At 66.2% G+C, this 17,760-nt stretch carries 9 protein-coding genes; 5 read left to right on the forward strand and 4 right to left on the reverse strand.

What is annotated here, in order from left to right:
- Window positions 1-23: 23 nt before the first annotated feature.
- From NC595_RS05235 to NC595_RS05250, 4 genes are all read left to right on the forward strand, one after another.
- Window positions 24-2,498 carry an acyl-CoA dehydrogenase gene (locus tag NC595_RS05235; protein ID WP_253565225.1) on the forward strand — a complete coding sequence of 825 codons (2,475 nt, stop codon included), beginning with the start codon at window positions 24-26 and terminating at the stop codon, window positions 2,496-2,498.
- Between the two features lie 64 nt (window positions 2,499-2,562).
- The gene (locus NC595_RS05240) at window positions 2,563-3,036 is read left to right on the forward strand and encodes a hotdog fold domain-containing protein (RefSeq protein ID WP_253565226.1); all 474 of its coding nucleotides are present in this window, start codon (window positions 2,563-2,565) and stop codon (window positions 3,034-3,036) included.
- 886 nt (window positions 3,037-3,922) lie between these two features.
- Window positions 3,923-7,102, forward strand: coding sequence for a TonB-dependent receptor (locus tag NC595_RS05245; protein WP_253565227.1), 3,180 nt, complete (start codon window positions 3,923-3,925; stop codon window positions 7,100-7,102).
- A gap of 88 nt (window positions 7,103-7,190) precedes the next feature.
- The gene (locus tag NC595_RS05250) at window positions 7,191-8,708 is read left to right on the forward strand and encodes a tryptophan halogenase family protein (RefSeq protein ID WP_253565228.1); all 1,518 of its coding nucleotides are present in this window, start codon (window positions 7,191-7,193) and stop codon (window positions 8,706-8,708) included.
- A gap of 25 nt (window positions 8,709-8,733) precedes the next feature.
- Here NC595_RS05250 and NC595_RS05255 read toward each other — a convergent pair whose 3' ends face one another.
- A complete protein-coding gene (locus tag NC595_RS05255) occupies window positions 8,734-10,335 on the reverse strand; it encodes a peptide chain release factor 3 (RefSeq protein ID WP_253565229.1) in 1,602 nt (533 codons plus the stop codon).
- A 178-nt stretch (window positions 10,336-10,513) separates the two neighbouring features.
- Here NC595_RS05255 and NC595_RS05260 point away from each other — a divergent pair, with 178 nt between their 5' ends.
- Window positions 10,514-10,855, forward strand: a complete 342-nt coding sequence (locus NC595_RS05260; RefSeq protein WP_253565230.1) for a hypothetical protein — start codon at window positions 10,514-10,516, stop codon at window positions 10,853-10,855.
- 93 nt (window positions 10,856-10,948) lie between these two features.
- On the opposite strand, the gene NC595_RS05265 is transcribed toward NC595_RS05260, so the two are convergent.
- The 3 genes from NC595_RS05265 to fusA form a co-directional block, all read right to left on the reverse strand.
- Window positions 10,949-12,358 carry a M20/M25/M40 family metallo-hydrolase gene (locus NC595_RS05265; protein WP_253565231.1) on the reverse strand — a complete coding sequence of 470 codons (1,410 nt, stop codon included), beginning with the start codon at window positions 12,356-12,358 and terminating at the stop codon, window positions 10,949-10,951.
- Between the two features lie 114 nt (window positions 12,359-12,472).
- Entirely contained in the window at window positions 12,473-15,364 is a 2,892-nt protein-coding gene (locus NC595_RS05270) for a TonB-dependent receptor (RefSeq protein WP_253565232.1), read from the reverse strand.
- Window positions 15,365-15,598: 234 nt separating this feature from the next.
- On the reverse strand, window positions 15,599-17,740 hold the full coding sequence (fusA, locus tag NC595_RS05275; protein WP_253565233.1) for an elongation factor G: 2,142 nt from the start codon (window positions 17,738-17,740) through the stop codon (window positions 15,599-15,601).
- Between the last annotated feature and the right edge of the window lie 20 nt (window positions 17,741-17,760).

A 17,760-nucleotide genomic window follows, 5' to 3' on the forward strand; every position in this document is an offset into this window, starting at 1 on the left:
CAACCTGCAACGAGGGTGTCGAGATGTCCGTGTTACTGACCCTGCTGGCCGCGCTGATCGCCACCGGCGCCTGTGCCTATCACCGCACCAGCCTGCGCACGTGGGCGATCGCCACCGCCCTCGCGACTGTGGTGGTCGGCGTGCTTGCCGGCGCACCGGTGACCACGGTGATCCTGCTGATCATCGTGGCGGTAATCGCCGTACCGTTGCTGATGCCGGCGTTCCGCCGCCGCCAGATCAGCGCGCCGCTGCTGAAGATCTTCGCCAAGGTCACGCCCAAGCTGTCCGACACCGAGCAGACCGCGCTGGAGGCCGGCACCGTCGGTTTCGAGGGCGAGCTGTTTTCCGGCAAGCCGGACTGGCACGAACTGCTGAAGCAGCCCAAGCCGGAGCTCAGCGTGGAGGAGCAGGCCTTCCTCGATGGCCCGGTCGAGCAGTTGTGCTCGATGATCGATGATTGGCAGATCACCCATGAACTGGGCGACCTGCCCCCGGAGGTCTGGGAGTTCATCAAGAAGAACAAGTTCTTCGGCATGATCATCCCGAAGCAGTACGGCGGCCTGCAGTTCTCCGCGCTGGCCCATTCGGCGGTGCTGCAGAAGCTGGCCACGATGTCTGCCACGGTCGCCTCGACGGTCGCCGTGCCGAACTCGCTGGGCCCGGCCGAGCTGTTGCTGCATTACGGCAGCGACGAGCAGAAGAACTTCTACCTGCCGCGTCTGGCGGTGGGCGAGGAGATCCCGTGCTTCGCGCTGACCGGGCCGTACGCCGGCTCCGACGCGACCTCGCTGACCGACTACGGCGTGGTCTGCAAGCAGATGGTCGATGGTGTCGAGACGCTGGGCATCCGCCTCACCTTCGACAAGCGCTACATCACGCTGGCGCCGGTCGCCACCGTGGTCGGTCTCGCCTTCCGCATGTACGACCCGGACCACCTGCTAGGCGACAAGGAAGACCTGGGCATCACCCTGGCCCTGTTGCCGCGCTCGACGCCGGGGCTGGAGATCGGGCGCCGCCATTACCCGCTGAACATCCCGTTCCAGAACGGCCCGGTGCACGGCAAGGACGTGTTCGCGCCGCTGACCACGCTGATCGGCGGTCCGCACATGGCCGGCCACGGCTGGCGCATGCTGGTCGAGTGCCTGTCCGTCGGTCGCGCGATCTCGCTGCCGTCCAACGCCACCGGTGGCGTGCGCATGGCGGTGGCTGCCACCGGAGCCTACGCGCGCATGCGCAAGCAGTTCGGCCTGGCCGTCGCCCGCTTCGAGGGTGTCGAGGAGGCGCTGGCGCGCATCGGCGGCCTGACCTACGCCACGGCCGCGCTGTCGCGTGCCACCGCGGCGGCGGTCGACCGTGGCGAGAAGCCGGCGGTGCCGTCGGCGATCGCCAAGTACCATGCCACCGAGTGGGGCCGCGTGGTGGCCGGCGATTCGATGGACGTGCACGGCGGCAAGGGCGTGCAGCTCGGTCCGAAGAACTACGCCGGTCGCGCCTGGCAGGGCGTGCCGATCGCGATCACGGTAGAGGGCGCGAACATCATGACGCGCAGCCTGATGATCTTCGGCCAGGGCGCGATCCGCTGCCATCCATACGTGCTGAAGGAGATGCAGTCGCTGTCGATCGCTGACTATGGCGACCGCCTGAAGGCGTTCGACCGAGCGTTGTTCGGCCACATCGGTTTCGGCATCTCCAACGCGGTGCGCGCCTTCACGCTCGGCATCACCGGTTCGGCGATCGGTGACGCCGCAGGCGATGCCTACACCCGCCGTTACTACCGCAAGCTCAACCGCTACTCCGCCGCGCTGGCGTTGTGTGCCGACGTGTTCATGGGCGTGCTGGGCGGCAAGCTGAAGTTCAAGGAGAAGCTGTCCGCCCGCCTCGGCGACGTGCTCAGCTACCTCTACATCGCCAGTGCGATGCTCAAGCGCTACGAGGACACCGGCCGTCCCGAGGCCGACCGCCCGCTGCTGGCCTGGGCGTTCCACGAGTGCGTGTGGCGCATGCAGATGGCGCTGGATGGCGCGATCCGCAACTTCCCGGTGAAGCCGGTGGGCTGGTTGCTGCGCGTGCTGGTGTTCCCGTTCGGGCGTCGTGAGGTGCCGCCGTCGGATCGCCTCGGCCGTCGCGTCGCGGCGATCATCACCGCGCCGGGCGAGGCCCGCGATCGACTCACCGAATGGGCCTACCTCACTCCGAGCGCGAACAACACGGTGGGTCGCATGAATGCATTGCTGCCCGATGTGATCGCCGCCGAACCGGTGGAGCGCAAGTTCCTCAAGGCGCAGAAGACCGGCCAGTTCACCTCGCACGAGTACAACGACCAGTTGCTGGAAGCGGTAAAGGCGGGAGTCATTGCCGATGGCGAAGCGGCCCTGCTCAAGCGAGTGCGCGAGGGTACCTTCGAGTTCATCTCGGTGGACGACTTCGATCCGAAGGAGCTGCGTGCCGCCGTGGTGCGCAGCGAATCGGCTCCGAAAGGGCTTGCCGACGCGGCGTAAGCCCGGTCCGGAAAGAACGCACGGACAGCGGCCATCCGGCCGCTGTCCTTTTATGGGGGGACTCATGTCATCCAGCGTGCTTGCGCTGTACCGCCGTATCACCCGCTGGCCGCTCGGCCACTGGCTGTTCTCGCGAGCGGTGTGCCTGAAGGCGCCGTATTTCGCGACCATTGCGCCCCGCTTCGTGGAACTGGCTCCCGGTCGTTGCGTGGTGCGTATCCGTGACCGTCGCCGCGTGCACAATCATATCGGCACCGTGCATGCAATCGCCCTGTGCAACATGGCCGAACTCAGTGCCGGGGTGATGACCGACGCCACCATCCCGGAGGACATGCGCTGGATCCCCAAGGGCATGGAAGTGCGTTATCTGAAGAAGGCCGTGGGCACGCTGCACGCGACCGCGACAACCACGGTCCCGGCAACCTCGGTCGCGACTGGCTACGAGTGGCCTGTCGCGGTAAGAGTGACCGATGGCGCCGGCGAGGCAGTGTTCGAAGCCGAGGTACGGATGTGGGTTTCGCCCCGATCCCGCGGCTAGTGGAACAGTCGGCGTAGTCGCCTGGCGCGCTCCGCCCCCGCTGGGGCTTCGCCTCCTGGAGCGCGCAGTCGGCCTTCTGGTGCGGCAGCTGCTCGTCCCACGGTCCGTCGTGCCACGGCGTGATGCCCCGGCTGGCGCTGGCGTTTGCCATGAGATGTCCATCGCGGCGAGCAAGTGGGACTGGATGGGCAGCCGGCGCTCGGTATCGGCCGTCCAGTCGGTCAGGATGATCAGCGTGCTGACGCGCGTCCCGTGTTGTGCCAGCTCATCATCCCGGGCTTCAGCCCGCTCCCATGCCCGGCTTGCCATGGCGCACCCGCGACCAACGCAGCACTCGGGTGTGCCTCCCGGATCGGCGACGGTCCAGCTGGTCGGCCGCGGCGGATCGTTGGCGACAAGCCGGCGCAGTGGGGTTCATGCTTGCGTCACGGCCGGCGTACACGTGCTCCTGCGATGCTCCTGCCGCGCCGTTGAGCAGATGTCGCTCGCGCAAGCCCTGTCCGGTCTGGTCGAGCGGGATCGGTACTGCGTGGGTGCGTGGCGAGCCATCGCGCGCGGAGTTGTACGCATCGGCCCATGCGCGGAGCCGGTGTCGCCCCAAGCCAGGCAAGGCGGGTGCAATCCGGTGGGTGCATTCCGGCACGAGGGACCTCGTCGTCACCCATATCCATCCGAGGCTTGGCGCGGCATTCGTCCGGAATGGCTTGCCCCGTTGCAGTGCGCCGCAGCATTACACCCGAAGAAATTTCGGATAGGGTTCGTGCACGTGGAATTTAGATCGATCTAAATTCCACGTCTCAAATCAGGGGCTGTGAATGCTTCGGAGGGGCGAGCCAAGGGGCGGCTGCTCTGGAGTCGTGCTGATCCAGATCCAAGGGGTATAGATATGAAACGTCAATCCGTGCCGGCCAGGATGCTGACCGTGGCCGTGCTGTCGGCGTTGTACTGCGTGGGGGCCCAGGCGCAGGCCGATGCCGGGGACAAGGCCCAGCAGAGCCAGGCGCAACAGGGCAAGGCAACGCAAAAGAAGGCGAAGCAGGACAAGGTGGTCTCGCTGGACAAGATCACGGTCTCCGGCTACCGCTACTCGATCGAGAAGAGCCTGGACCAGAAGCGCGAAGCCAATGCCGTCGTCGAGGTCATCACCGCCGAGGACATCGGCAAGTTCCCCGACAAGAACGTGGCTGATGCGTTGCAGCGCGTGCCCGGCGTGATCATCAGCCGCGACGGCGGCGAGGGCAAGAACGTCAGCGTCCGCGGTCTGTCCTCGGAGCTGACGTTGACCGAATTGAACGGCAACTACATCGCCACGGCCGAATCCAACGGCGACCCGACGCGCTCGTTCAACTACACGCTGCTGCCGTCGAACATGCTCTCTAGTGCCGAGCTGTTCAAGACGCCGGAAGCGCGCATCGACGAGGGCGGAATCGGCGGCACGGTGATCCTGCACACCCGCCGTCCGCTGGACATGAAGGCGAACTCCGGCTTCGTTTCTGCCGAGGGCACCTGGGCCGACACGACCAAGAAGACCGACGGACAGTTCTCCGGCTTGTATTCCTGGCACGACAAGGACGACCGCCTCGGTATCCTCGTCGGCTACACCACCCAGCGACGCACGACGCGCACGATGGGCGCCAGCACCGAGAACTGGCAGTGGTACGGCGACGACTACAACGGGCATCCGGCCACCGACGTCAACGGCAGGCCGTCGGGCATGACCGGCTACTGGTGGGGGCAGTCGGGGTTCAACGACCAGAACCACCCGTACACCGGCCCCTTCGTCAATGGTTCGCCCACCGGCTGCGGCTATTACTGCAATTTCGCGATGCCGACCTCGGTCAACCTCAACATCAAGGACGAGCAGCGCGAGCGCAAGGGCGGGCAGTTGACCGTGCAGTTCCGGCCGGTGGACCAGCTCACCCTGACCGCCAACTACTTCCGCTTCGACCTGTCGCAGGACTCGCAGACCAATACGCTGAAGATCCCGGAATGGAACCTGGCCCGATACAACGGTGACGGCAACTGGCCCGGTGGCCGCATGCTCGACGGGCTGACTTTTGATCCCAGCGGCACCATCGTCACCGGCGCCAACTATTCGGTGCATCCGGGCAAGACCTACTACTGCAGCAGTGCCGAGGCGGCTGCGGGCGGACTGACCAATACCGGCGGCTTTGGTCCGGACGACTGCACCATCCCCACGCCGCAGATCACCGGCAGCTACAACCGCGAGCATGCGTTGTCGCAGACCATTGACCTCGGCGGCGAGTGGGAGGGCGAGTCGTTCAACGCCAGCTTCAAGGCCGGCCGCACCTGGGCCCAGGGCGGTCCGCAACTGCAGCTCTCGGTACCGATCAAGCCGCGCCGCCAGAATGCGACGGGCGACTACGACCTCGGCAACTATATGAGCGCCTGGAGCCTGGTCGGCACGCCGACGATGACGTTCTCGCCGGAATTGCTGCAGAACCTCAAGAATGGCATCGGCGAGATCGACCTCGGTTCGACCGGTTCTTCCTGGACACGCAACGCGACCCGGCAGAAGTATGCCCAGGCCGATTTCACCTGGCTCGCCTACGGCAACTGGCTGGACTCGCTGCAGTTCGGCGTGAAGTACCGAGACGGCGGCACCCATCGCAGCACCGGCAACAACTACTGGGTCTGCCAGGGTACCGATCCCTCCAACTACGACAACCGCTTCCAGAACGGCTGCGACCCGAATGCCTCGGTGTTCCAGCCGCAGTTCCTGTACGGGCAGTCGCTGGGCGACATCGCAGGCGGCATCCGCGCCAGTGCCTTCCCGGCGATCAACTACCCGGCCTACATCGCCTATCTGAACCAGACCTACGGCGGCATGCAGACCCGCAACGAGAACAACTTCGTCTACAACGTCGACGAGAAGATCTACTCGGGTTACCTGCAGGCGAACTTCAAGACCGAGCGCCTTCGCGGCAACTTCGGCGTGCATATCGCGCGTACCCGGCAGCACGCCGACTCGACGGACCAGGTCGACTACTACAACGACTACTTCTTCAACGGACCCAACGGCAGCCCGGCACCCTGCCAGACCGGCGGCCTGCCGGCGGTGGGTGCACCCGCCGGGTCCGGCTGCGTCAGCGGCTTCACGACGCTGCCGGACAGCCAGACCAACCCGGCCACCGGGCACATTTCCTCGTTCGTGGTCAGTTCGCTCGATCGTACCTACACCGACGTCCTGCCGAGCTTCAACATCGCCTACGACCTGACCGACAGCCTGCTGCTGCGCGGCGCCGCGTCCAAGGTGATTTCGCGTCCGAGCTACAACGACATCGCCGCCCCCGGCGGCCTGCAGTACTACAGCCAGGAATACGTCAACGACCGTCGCCTGATCGGTGGCGGCGACGAGGTGGGCTGGTACGGCGCAGGCAGCAACAAGAACCTGCAGCCGTACAAGGCCACCCAGTACGACCTGGCACTGGAGTGGTATTTCCATCCGGGCTCCGTGCTCGGCGCCGACCTGTTCCGCAAGAACGTCAGCAACTTCTCGGTGCCGGTGGTGCAGAACGTCTCGATGGACGTCGGTGGCCAGAAGGTGACCGTGCAAAACTACTCGACCACCGCCGGCGGCCGCAATGGCGTGTCCGAAGGCGTCGAGCTGTACGCCCAGCACACGCTCGATTTCGGTCTGGGCTTCCAGGTCAACTACACCTACAACAAGACCAACGAGGCGGCCATCACCCTCGGCGACGGCACCGCGATCGGCAAGTCGCCGCTGGTCGGCAGTGCCAAGAACCAGGCCAACTTCACCGTGTTCTACGAAACCGCCCGGTTCCTGGCGCGGGCCTCGTACAACCGGCGCGGCCAGGTGGTCGACGGGCTCGACAACGGCCTGAACGTCTACGAGGAGCCATATCAGCAGATCGACCTCAATGCGGCGTACAACATCACCAAGGCGCTCAGCGCGTCTGCTTCGGTGCTCAACCTGACCAAGGAGGAGTCGCGTTCGCACCTGGGCAACGACACCAAGGCCCGCTTCTACTCCAACGGTTACGCCGGTCGCATCGTCTACATGGGCCTGACGTACAAGTTCTGAGGCAACGGATCCTCCCGCGACGGCAGGGCCTGTACTTTTGCAGGTCCTGCCGTTTTCATTCACGGATCTCATCCCGGGCGCAGGGGCAATGAACGACCACCGGATCAGGAACATCGTCGTCGTGGGCGGCGGCAGCGCCGGCTGGATGGCGGCGGCGACCTTGGCTACCTACGTCGGCGAGGGCGCCACGATCCGCCTGGTCGAGTCCGAGGAGATCGGTATCGTCGGCGTGGGCGAGGCCAGCGTGCCGCACATGCAGACGTTCAACCGTTCGGTTCTGGGCATCGACGAGTGCGAGTTCGTGGTCCGCACCCAGGCCACCTTCAAACTGGGTATCCAGTTCAATGACTGGGGCCGCATCGGCGAGAGCTATATCCACGGTTTCGGCAAGATCGGCCGCGGCCTGGGGCCGCTGCCGTTCCACCAGTTCTGGCTGAAGCTGTTCCTCGGCGGACGCGCGGAGCCGATCGGCGCCTATTCGCTGCAGACCGTGGCAGCACCGATGGGGCGTTTCATGGCGAGCGCCGGCGACGCGCCACCCGGCTCGCCGCTGAGCGACATTGCCTACGCCTACCACTTCGACGCGGCCGCGTACGCCGGCTACCTGCGCGGCCTGGCCGAAAGGCGCGGTGTGCAACGGGTGGAAGGCAAGATCGTTTCGGTGAGCCGGCGCGCGGGCGACGGATTCGTCGATGCGGTGGTGATGGAGGGCGGCGAGCGCATCGAGGGTGAGTTGTTCATCGACTGCTCGGGCTTCCGCGGCCTGCTGATCGAGCAGGCACTGCAGACCGGCTATGAGGACTGGACGCACTGGCTTCCCTGCGACCGCGCGATGGCGGTGGCGTGCGAGATCACCGGGCCGCCGTTGCCCTACACGCGCGCCACGGCAAGGCCGGCCGGATGGCAGTGGCGCATTCCGTTGCAGCACCGAGTGGGCAATGGCTACGTGTACGCCAGCGGGCAGATCAGCGACGACGAGGCGGCCGCGACCCTGCTGGCGAACCTGGACGGCCCGGCGTTGGGCGATCCGCGCCCGCTGCGCTTCACCACCGGCCGGCGCAAGCGGTTCTGGGACCGGAACGTGGTGGCGCTGGGGCTCGCCGCCGGCTTCATGGAGCCGCTGGAGTCGACCAGCATCTACCTGATCCAGTCGGGTCTGCAGCGGTTGCTGGGCTTGTTCCCCGATCGCGATTTCGACCCGATGCTGGTCGAGCGCTACAACCGCGAAACGATCTTCGAGTACGAAAAGACCCGCGACTTCCTGATCCTGCACTACAAGGCGACGGAGCGTGACGACACGCCGTTCTGGGATACGTGCCGCACCATGGAGGTGCCTGCTTCGCTGCAGGAGAACATCGACCTGTTCCGCGCCAGCGGCCGCTTCTTCCGCGATGCGGAGGAATTCTTCGCGCTGCCGAGCTGGATCCAGGTGATGCTGGGGCAGGGCATCGTGCCGCGCAGCTACCACCCGGTGGTGGACCGCATGCCCGAGGCCGAGCTGGTGCAGTTCGTCGAGCGCGTGCGCCAGTCGATGGCCGAGGCAGCGGCGGCGATGCCGATGCACCAGGTGTTCATCGACCGCTACTGCAAGGCGCCGGCCCCTTGAGCCCCGCACGCCTTGCTGCGGAAGGTCAGACCTCGACCGAGGCCGCGTGCTCGCGTGTGGCAGAGAAGCGGACCTTCGGCCAGCGCTCCTGCGCCAGCTGGAGGTTGACCCGGGTCGGCGCGATGTAGACCAGCTCGCCGGCCGCATCCAGTGCCAGGTTCATGGCGTTCTTCTCGCGGAACTCGGCCAGCATCTTCTCGTCGTCGCAGTGCACCCAGCGGGCGGTGGACACGCTGACCGGCTCGAAGCTGGCGTCGACGTTGTATTCGTCCTTCAGCCGGTAGGCCACCACGTCGAACTGCAGCACGCCGACCGCGCCCAGGATCAGGTCGTTCGACATCAGCGGACGGAAGAACTGCGTGGCGCCTTCCTCCGACAGCTGGGCCAGGCCCTTCTGCAGGGCCTTGGCCTTGAGCGGATCGCGCAGGCGGGCGCGGCGGAACAGCTCCGGCGCGAAGTTGGGGATGCCGGTGAAGCTCAGCAGCTCGCCCTCGGTGAAGGTGTCGCCGATGGTGATGGTGCCGTGGTTGTGCAGGCCGATCACGTCGCCGGGGTAGGCCGTCTCGACGATCTCGCGGTCGCTGGCCATGAAGGTGAGCGCATTGGCGATGCGCACGTCCTTGCCGGTGCGCGGCTGGATCATTTTCATGCCGGCGGTGTAGGTGCCCGAGCAGACGCGCATGAAGGCGACGCGGTCGCGGTGCGCCGGGTCCATGTTCGCCTGGATCTTGAACACGAAGCCGGTGAGCTTCTCCTCCTCCGGCGACACCTCGCGGGTGAGCGTGCCGCGCGGACGCGGCGAGGGCGCGTGCTCGACGAAGAAGTCCAGCAGCAGCTGCACGCCGAAGTTGTTCACCGCCGAGCCGAAGAACACCGGGGTCAGCTTGCCGGCGAGGTACTCGTCCAGGTTGAATGCCGGCGCGGCCCCCTGCACCAGTTCCAGTTCCTCGCGCAGCTCGGCCATCGCCTCGGCGCCGATGGCTTCTTCCAGGCCGGGGGCGTCCAGGCCCTTGAAGATGGTCGAGTCCTGGCGGGTGAAGTTCTTGCCGGGCTCGAACAGGTGCACCTCGTCGAGCACCAGGTGGTACACGCCCTTCAGGCGCTTGCCCATGCCGATCGGCCAGGTCACCGGGGCGCAGGCGATGCCCAGCACCGACTCCACCTCGTCCATCAGCTCGATCGGCGAGCGGCCCTCGCGGTCGAGCTTGTTGATGAAGGTCATGATCGGCGTGTCGCGCAGGCGGCATACCTCCATCAGCTTGATCGTGCGCTCCTCCACGCCCTTCGCGCAGTCGATCACCATCAGCGCCGAGTCCACCGCGGTGAGCACGCGGTAGGTGTCCTCGGAGAAGTCCGCGTGGCCGGGGGTGTCGAGCAGGTTGACGATCTTGCCCTCGTACGGGAACTGCATCACCGACGAGGTCACCGAGATGCCGCGCTCCTTCTCCAGCGCCATCCAGTCGGAGGTGGCGTGGCGGGCCGCCTTGCGGCCCTTCACCGAGCCGGCCATCTGGATCGCGCCGCCGAACAGCAGCAGCTTTTCGGTCAGCGTGGTCTTGCCCGCGTCAGGGTGGCTGACGATGGCGAAGGTGCGGCGGCGGCGGGTTTCGGTCAGGTGGGGGGACATGGGGCAAGAGTCATGCTGGCCAACTGGTCATTGTAGCGTGGCCGGACTGCCATCGGCGGCCGATTCCCGCCCAGGCCCGCACCCCCCACTCACCGCCATTTCACACTCCGGCAGCCCGGGATCGGGGATGATGTAGATGCCGCCAACGGCAAGACGAATCGATTCAGGAGGAATTGATATGCGCATCGTGAGCTTTCCCGCCATGGCCATGGCATCCCTGTTGACCCTGAGCGGAGCCTGCGGGGCACAGGAAGTCCACCAGAACGTGATACCCACCGCCGTGCCGATCACCCCCAGGGCCACCCAACTCAAGCGCTGCGAGAACTTCGGCAATCTGGTCCGGATGGCGGCCGATGCCCGCGATCGGCAGATACCGCAGAGCCGCTTCACCTCACGCTTCGGGCCCCGCAAGCTGAGTCAGGGCATGCTGGGCGTGATACACGACGTATACGCAAGCAAGCAGAGTCCCGCGGCCCTGCAGGAACAGATGCAGAAGCAGTGCGAGGCCCGCATTTCCTGATGCCTTCACCTGCCGCGTGTATCGCGGTCTGTCCTGACAAAAGGCCCGGCAATTGCCGGGCCTTTCGCTTCCCCTGGGCAGGCCCCGGCTGGGTCACTTGGCCAGCTTCATCAGCACCTGGTGCCAGAACTGCAGGCCAGCGCCCACCTCGGACGCCGGCAGCTTTTCGTTGAGGCCGTGGGCGAAGGTGTCGTCGGGTTTGGTGAAGGCGGCATCGACGCCGTAGCTGGGCACGCCGGCGTTGCGGAAGTACATGCTGTCGGAGGCGCCGGCGGACATGCCCGGTACGATCTCGACGCCGGGGAAGCGTGCGTGCACCGCCTCGGTCACCGCGGCGATCACGTCCGGGCGCAGCGGGGAGGCGGGGCTCTCCACGGGCTTCGGATCGAGCACGGTGATGGTTGCCGTCGGGTCGTCGATCACCTTGGTCAGCGTCTCGCGCACGCTGGCCACCGGGGTGCCCGGGAAGATCCGGCAGTTCACGTTGACGCTGGCGCTCTGCGGGAGCGCGTTCAACGCGTGGCCGCCCTGCAGCATGGTGGCCACGCACGTGGTGCGGATCTGGCCGACATAGGCCGGGTCGGCCGAAATGGTGGCCGCGGCTTTCGCGTCGTCAGGGTGGTCCGCGAACTGCAGCATCGCCGCCCCCAGTGGCCCCGGCGTGTGTGCCCCGGTGGCGCGCAGCGAGGCGCGGGTGATGTCGTTGATCATCGGTGGAAACGCGTAGGCCGCCACCTTGTCGATCGCGTGTGACAGGCGGTAGATCGCGTTGTCGGGCGAGGGCTCGCTGGAGTGGCCGCCGGGCGAGGTGAAGGTGATTCGGAAGTCCGCGTAGGTCTTTTCCGCCGCCTGGATTTCGTAGACCGAGGGCTTGCCCGTGGTTGGGTCGATGGTGCCGCCGCCGGCGTCGGCGTTGAGCAGGAATTCGGCGTCGTGGTAGCGCCTGGCCAGCTCGCGGGTGGTCGCCATATCGGTTTCTTCGTCGCCGGACAGCAGCAGCACGATGTCGCGGCTGGGCTTGAAGCCCTCGCGCTTGAGTCGGATCAGCGTCTCCACCAGCACTACCACGGCGGTCTTCATGTCGGCGGTGCCGCGGCCGTAGAGGTAGCCGTTTTCCTGAAGCAGGGTGAACGGGTCGCGGGTCCAGTCCGCACGCTTGGCTGCCACCACGTCCATGTGGCCGGACAGGTAGATCGGCTTGCCGTGGCCGGTGCCGCGGTAGCGGGCGACCAGGGCGGCGGTTTCGCCGACCGGGATGATCTGGACGTCGTCTGCGGCGAAGCCGCCTTCCTTGAGCTTGCCGGCCAGATAGGTCGCCAGTGCCGGTACCTGGTGGTTGCCCTTGACCGTGGGCACGCTGATCGCATGGCGCAGCATGGCCATCGCCTCGCCCAGCTCGCGGGTCTGCATCGGCGGCCCGGGCGGTCCGGCGACGGCAGTGGTGGCGGTCAGGCCCAAGGCGATCAGGGCGGCCAGGGGCCGCAGGGTGCGTGCTGCTCTCATTTCGATGGTTCTCCCCAGGGTGCGTCGAGTGACGTTCGCCCGAGTATGCGTGGCGCCGCGTGCGCTGCCTATGGGGTCCCGGCCCGCGCTGGCGCGCGGGCCGGGTGGGCGGCCTCAGAGCTTGTAGTTCAGCCCGAACATGACCGTACGCCCCCAGGTGTCGTACTCCAGCGGGCGGGCGACCTGCACGTTGTTGGGCAGGCCGGCGATCTGCTGCCTGGTATCCGCCGAGTTGGTCAGGTTGTTGACCTGCAGCAGCAGGGACAGGCCCTTCATGCGGCCCTCGTCGAAGGCGTAGCCGAGCTGCAGGTCGGTCTGCCGGTTGGCCAGGATCGTGGTGTAGCCGAGTTGGTCGAACAGCGCGACCGCCTCCCCGGTGTAGGAGGAGCGGTAGCGCTCGGCTATGCGCGCGGAGAAGCCGTACTTTTCGTAGTAGATCGCGAGATTGGCTACCTTGCGCGACAGGCCGGGCAGGGTGTGCGGACCGCCGGGGATCGAGGATACCGAGCTCTTCGGGATGCTGCTGTTGGTCAGCGAGAAGTTCCCCTGCACACCGAAGCCGTCCAGTGCATCGGCGACCAGCCCGCCCTCCAGCGAACCGGACAGCTCCAGGCCTTCCATGCGTCCGCCGGTGCCGTTCTCCGGCCGGGTGAACGAACCGTAGTTGCTGGTCGGGGTGAGGGTGGGGTTGTCGTTGGTGTAGTTGGAGAAGTCGTAGTGCAGCGTGGTCTGGTTGTAGACGTAGTTCAGCAGGTTCTTGTTGAACACCGCGACCGCGACGTAGCTGGACTTGCCGAAGTAGTTCTCCCACGACAGGTCGGTGCCGACCGCGACGTACGGCTTGAGCTTCGGGTTGCCGCCGCTGCCCGACCACAGCACCTGGCCGGCGGCCGGACCGTTCTGCACCAGCGCCACGCCCGCCGAGGTGGCCACCTTTTCGTCGTCGATGCGGCCGCGGGCCATGGTCTTGGCCAGGCCGAAGCGCAGCACCTGGTGATCGGTGAGCTGGGCGAGAAGGTTCAGGCTGGGTAGCACGTTGGTGTAGGAGGCGCCGCCGGAGATGTGGCCGACCAGGGTGTCGCCGTTGGTCTGCAGCGCATCGGACGACTGGTTGGTATGCACCACCTGCACACCGACGTTGCCGCGCAGCGGGAGGTCGCCTAGGTGCGTGTCGATGTCGAACTTCACGTAGCCCAGCGGCACTTTCTCGCGCACCGTGTAGTTGCGGTTGTAGTCGGCCAGGCCGTTGCGGGCGGTCAGGTAGAACTGGTTGCCCAGGGCGCCGAGCACGTCGTAGTAGACGATGCCCGGGATGCCGCCGTAGGCCAGCGAGGTCGGCGAGCCGATCAGGTTGCCGTCGATCGGCGCCCCGAAGGTGTTGGCGTAGGTGCCGCTGGTCGAACCGTTGCCGTTGAGCCAGGCGAAATAGACGTCCGCCTGCTTGATCTTGGTGCGTTCCGAATAATCCGCGCCCAGGGTGAAGTCGGAGAAGATCCAGCCGGCCGGATGGGTGGCCTCCAGCCGGATCGCGCGGATCGTGTCGCGCTGGCGGTCGAACTCCTCGCGGCCGTTGTAGCCGTAGTTGTCCGGGTCGGTAAACACCACGTTGGCCGGATTGGACAGGTCCACACCGGTGCGGAATTCCGGGTAGCCATTGCCCACCGGGGTATTGAACTGCACGCTGGTGGTGCCGCCGTTGGGCAGGCCGGTGAACAGGTAGGCGTCGCGCAGCTTCCGCTTGGCGGTGGAATAGGACAGGTCGGCCATCGCCTGCCAGCCGTTGCCGAAGTCGTACTGGTTGTTCCAGCCGGCCGAGAACAGTTTGTCGTGCTCGCGGTTGAACTCGTTCTGCATGATCGGCTTGATGCCGTCGATGGTGCCCGAGGTCACCAGCGGGTAGGGCGAGTAGGGCGTCACCCCGACATTGCTGTAGGAGATGCCGTCCCAGGGACTGCTCGACCACTGCAGGCCGTTGGTGTATTGCCGCTGGTTGAAGGTCGAGTAGTACATGTCCAGGGTCGAGTGGTAGTGCTCGCCCGGCGCCCACTCGATCACCGCCATCAGGCCGTTGCGCTTCTGCCGCTCGGACTTGGCGCGCAACTGCATGCCCTCCTGCGAGATCACCCCGTCCGGCATCCCCGGCGTATGCGGCGCGCCCCAGTTCTGTTCGGCGCTGCCCGGGCCGTTGTCCATGCTCCACCACCAGGCCTGGTACTGCTTCTCCTGGATCGGCGAGTCGAGCTGGGCGAAGCCCACCGCCACGCCGAGCGTGTGGTCGAAGAACTGGTCGATGTAGGAGACGCTGGCGCGGTGGCCCATGTCGCCGACGCCAGCGCCTGGATTGAGGTCGCCGTTGGTGCTGTGCTCGCCGCGCAGGTTGAGCACGATCGCGCGATGGGGCAGATCGAGCGGGCGGATCGTGTGCAGGTCCACCGTGCCGGACAGGCCTTGGCCGATCACGCTGGCGTCCGGCGTCTTGTAGACCGTGACGCTGTTGATCAGCTCGGACGGGTACTGGTCGTATTCCACGCCGCGGTTCTCGCCGATGGTGGCCTGCTCGCGGCCGTTCAGCGTGGTGCCGGCGAAATCGGGCGACAGGCCGCGGATCGAGATCAGGTTGGCCCGGCCGTCCAGCCGCTGGGTGGCGAGGCCAGGCAGGCGCGCCAGGCTTTCGGCGATGCTGGCGTCCGGCAGCTTGCCGATATCCTCGGCCGAGATCGCCTCGATGATGTCGTTGGAGTTCTGCTTGGCCTTGATCGAGCTCTCGATGCTGCCGCGGATGCCGGTGACCACCACGGTCTGCAGTGTCGTGGCGGCGGGCTTGGTGGGCTTCTTCGCTGGCGTATCTTGACTGCTCTGCGGTGCGGGCGGCGGCGTGTCCTGCGCCTGCACCACACCGGTCGCGAGCAGTCCGAGCAAGGCCACCCGGCAAGCCTGCGCCAACCGTCGGTAACGGAGTGGCGGACTGAATTTGCCGGTGGTGCCCGATGGATGGCCGAAGTGCATGGTGATCTCCCTGGGTGACGATGCATCGATAATTCCGGCGATCCCCTGCATCACCGGTGGGCGCGGAGCATCCGTGAGCGTGTGCGGTGCTGTCACCATGCGACGCACCAACTGAAGCGGGCGGCCACTTGGACGGGCCGCACGAAATTGCGACAGGCAAAAAAAAAGCCCGGGGATCGCTCCCCGGGCCTTTTTCCGCCGCCGGCAGTGAAGCCGGCGTCATGAGGCGAATACTTACTTCGCCTCCTTCTCCATCAGCTTGTCGACCAGGTTCGCCGGCACTTCCTCGTAGTGATCGAAGATCATCGTGAAGTTGCCGCGGCCGGAGGTGGCCGAACGCAGGAAGTTGATGTAGCCGAACATCTCGGCCAGCGGCACAAAGCCCTGCACGTAGGCCTGCGGCCCCTTCTGGCCCTGCTCGCTCACCGAGCCGCGACGACGGTTGATGTCGCCGATGACGTCGCCGAGGTAATCGGCTTCGGTCACCACTTCCAGGCTCATGATCGGCTCGAGCAGCTTCGGCTTGGACATCCGCTGCGCTTCGCGGAAGCAGGCGCGGCCGGCGATTTCGAACGCCAGCGCCGACGAGTCGACGTCGTGGTACTTGCCGTCCACCAGGCGTGCCTTGAAGTCGAGCACTTCGTAGCCGGCCACCTGGCCCTGGCGCGACTCCACCTCGATCGCGTGCTGCACGGCCGGGATGTACTCGCGCGGCACGCGGCCACCGACGATCTCGTCGGAGAACACCACGCCCGAACCCGGCTCGCCCGGCTCGAAGATCATCTTCACTTCGGCGAACTGGCCCGAACCACCGGACTGCTTCTTGTGGGTGTAGGTGTGCTCGACGGTCTGACCGAAGGCTTCGCGGAAGCTGACCTTGGGCTTGCCCATGTTCGCGTCCACGCCCAGCTCGGTGCGCATGCGGTCGATGGTGATTTCCAGGTGCAGCTCGCCCATGCCCTTGAGCACGGTCTGCCCGGTTTCCTTGTCCACTTCCAGCTTCAGCGACGGGTCGGCCTTGACCATCTTGTAGAGCGCGGTGGACATCTTGTCGACGTCGTTGCGGCTCTTCGGCTCCACCGACACGCTGATCACCGGGTCCGGGAAGCGCATGCGCTCCAGCAGCACCGGGTGGGCCGGATCGGTCAGCGAGTCACCGGTCTCGGTTTCCTTCAGCGAGACGAAGGCGCAGATGTCGCCGGCGCGGACCTCGTCGATTTCCTTGGTGGCGTTCGCCTGCACTTCCACGATGCGGCCGATGCGCTCCTTCTTGCCGCGGGTGACGTTCTGCAGGGTGTCGCCCTTCTTGATCACGCCGGAGTAGATGCGGGTGAAGGTCAGGGTGCCGAACTGGTCGTTGATCACCTTGAACGCCAGCGCGCGGGCCGGGGCGTCGTCGGTCACTTCCTGCTCGCCGAGCACGTTGCCGTCCTCGTCCACCAGCTGGATGCCGCCGTTCTCGCCCGGGTACGGCATGTAGTCGATCACGCCGTCCAGCAGCTGCTGCACGCCCTTGTTGCGGTAGGAGGAACCGCAGAACACCGGCACCAGCTTGCCGGCCACGCAGCCCTTGCGGATGCACTCCTTCAGCTTCTCCAGCGACGGAACCTCGCCGTTGGAGAGGTAGGCGTCCATCGCCTCGTCGTCCATTTCCACGGCGGTCTCGATGCTCTGCTCGCGCAGCGCGGCGAGGTTGGCGACCCACTCCTTGTCGGCGGTGGCGCTAAGCGCCTGCACGCGCGGGTGGTTGGCCACTTCCTCCAGCGGGATCGACTCCCACTTGCTGTCCTTGTCGTCGCCCTGCCAGATGTAGCCCAGGCCAGCGATCAGGTCGACCATGCCCATGAAGTCGTCATGGCTGCCAAGCGGGACCTGGCACAGCACCACGTTGGCGCCGAGGCGGTTCTTGATGCCGTCGACGCAGTGTTTGAAGTTGGCACCGATGCGGTCCATCTTGTTGACGTAGCACATGCGCGGCACGTTGTACTGGTCGGCCAGGCGCCAGTTGGTCTCGGTCTGCGGCTCCACGCCGGCCACGCCGTCGAACACCACCACGGCGCCGTCCAGCACGCGCAGGGAGCGGTTCACCTCGATGGTGAAGTCCACGTGCCCGGGGGTGTCGATCACGTTGATCTGGTGGCCCTTCCACTCGGTCGACACGGCGGCCGACTGGATGGTGATACCGCGCTTGCGCTCCTGCTCCAGGTAGTCGGTCGTGGTCGAACCCTTGCCGTCCTTGGTGTCGTGAACGTCGACGATCTGGTGCTTTTTGCCGGTGTAGTACAGGACGCGCTCGGTGGTCGTCGTCTTGCCGGCGTCGATGTGCGCGATGATGCCGATGTTGCGATAGAGCTTGAGGGGTTTCTGTCGGGCCACTGTCGGAGTTCCGTAGGTGC

This window comes from Dyella lutea, assembly GCF_024158035.1.
Taxonomy (GTDB): Bacteria; Pseudomonadota; Gammaproteobacteria; order Xanthomonadales; family Rhodanobacteraceae; genus Dyella_A; species Dyella_A lutea.

Coding starts and splice junctions, on each gene's coding strand:
- NC595_RS05245 (WP_253565227.1), top strand. CDS start 3,923: ATGAAACGTCAATCCGTGCCGGCCAGGATGCTGACCGTGGCCGTGCTG.
- NC595_RS05265 (WP_253565231.1), bottom strand. CDS start 12,358: ATGAGAGCAGCACGCACCCTGCGGCCCCTGGCCGCCCTGATCGCCTTG.
- NC595_RS05235 (WP_253565225.1), top strand. CDS start 24: ATGTCCGTGTTACTGACCCTGCTGGCCGCGCTGATCGCCACCGGCGCC.
- NC595_RS05240 (WP_253565226.1), top strand. CDS start 2,563: ATGTCATCCAGCGTGCTTGCGCTGTACCGCCGTATCACCCGCTGGCCG.
- NC595_RS05255 (WP_253565229.1), bottom strand. CDS start 10,335: ATGTCCCCCCACCTGACCGAAACCCGCCGCCGCCGCACCTTCGCCATC.
- NC595_RS05270 (WP_253565232.1), bottom strand. CDS start 15,364: ATGCACTTCGGCCATCCATCGGGCACCACCGGCAAATTCAGTCCGCCA.
- NC595_RS05250 (WP_253565228.1), top strand. CDS start 7,191: ATGAACGACCACCGGATCAGGAACATCGTCGTCGTGGGCGGCGGCAGC.
- NC595_RS05260 (WP_253565230.1), top strand. CDS start 10,514: ATGCGCATCGTGAGCTTTCCCGCCATGGCCATGGCATCCCTGTTGACC.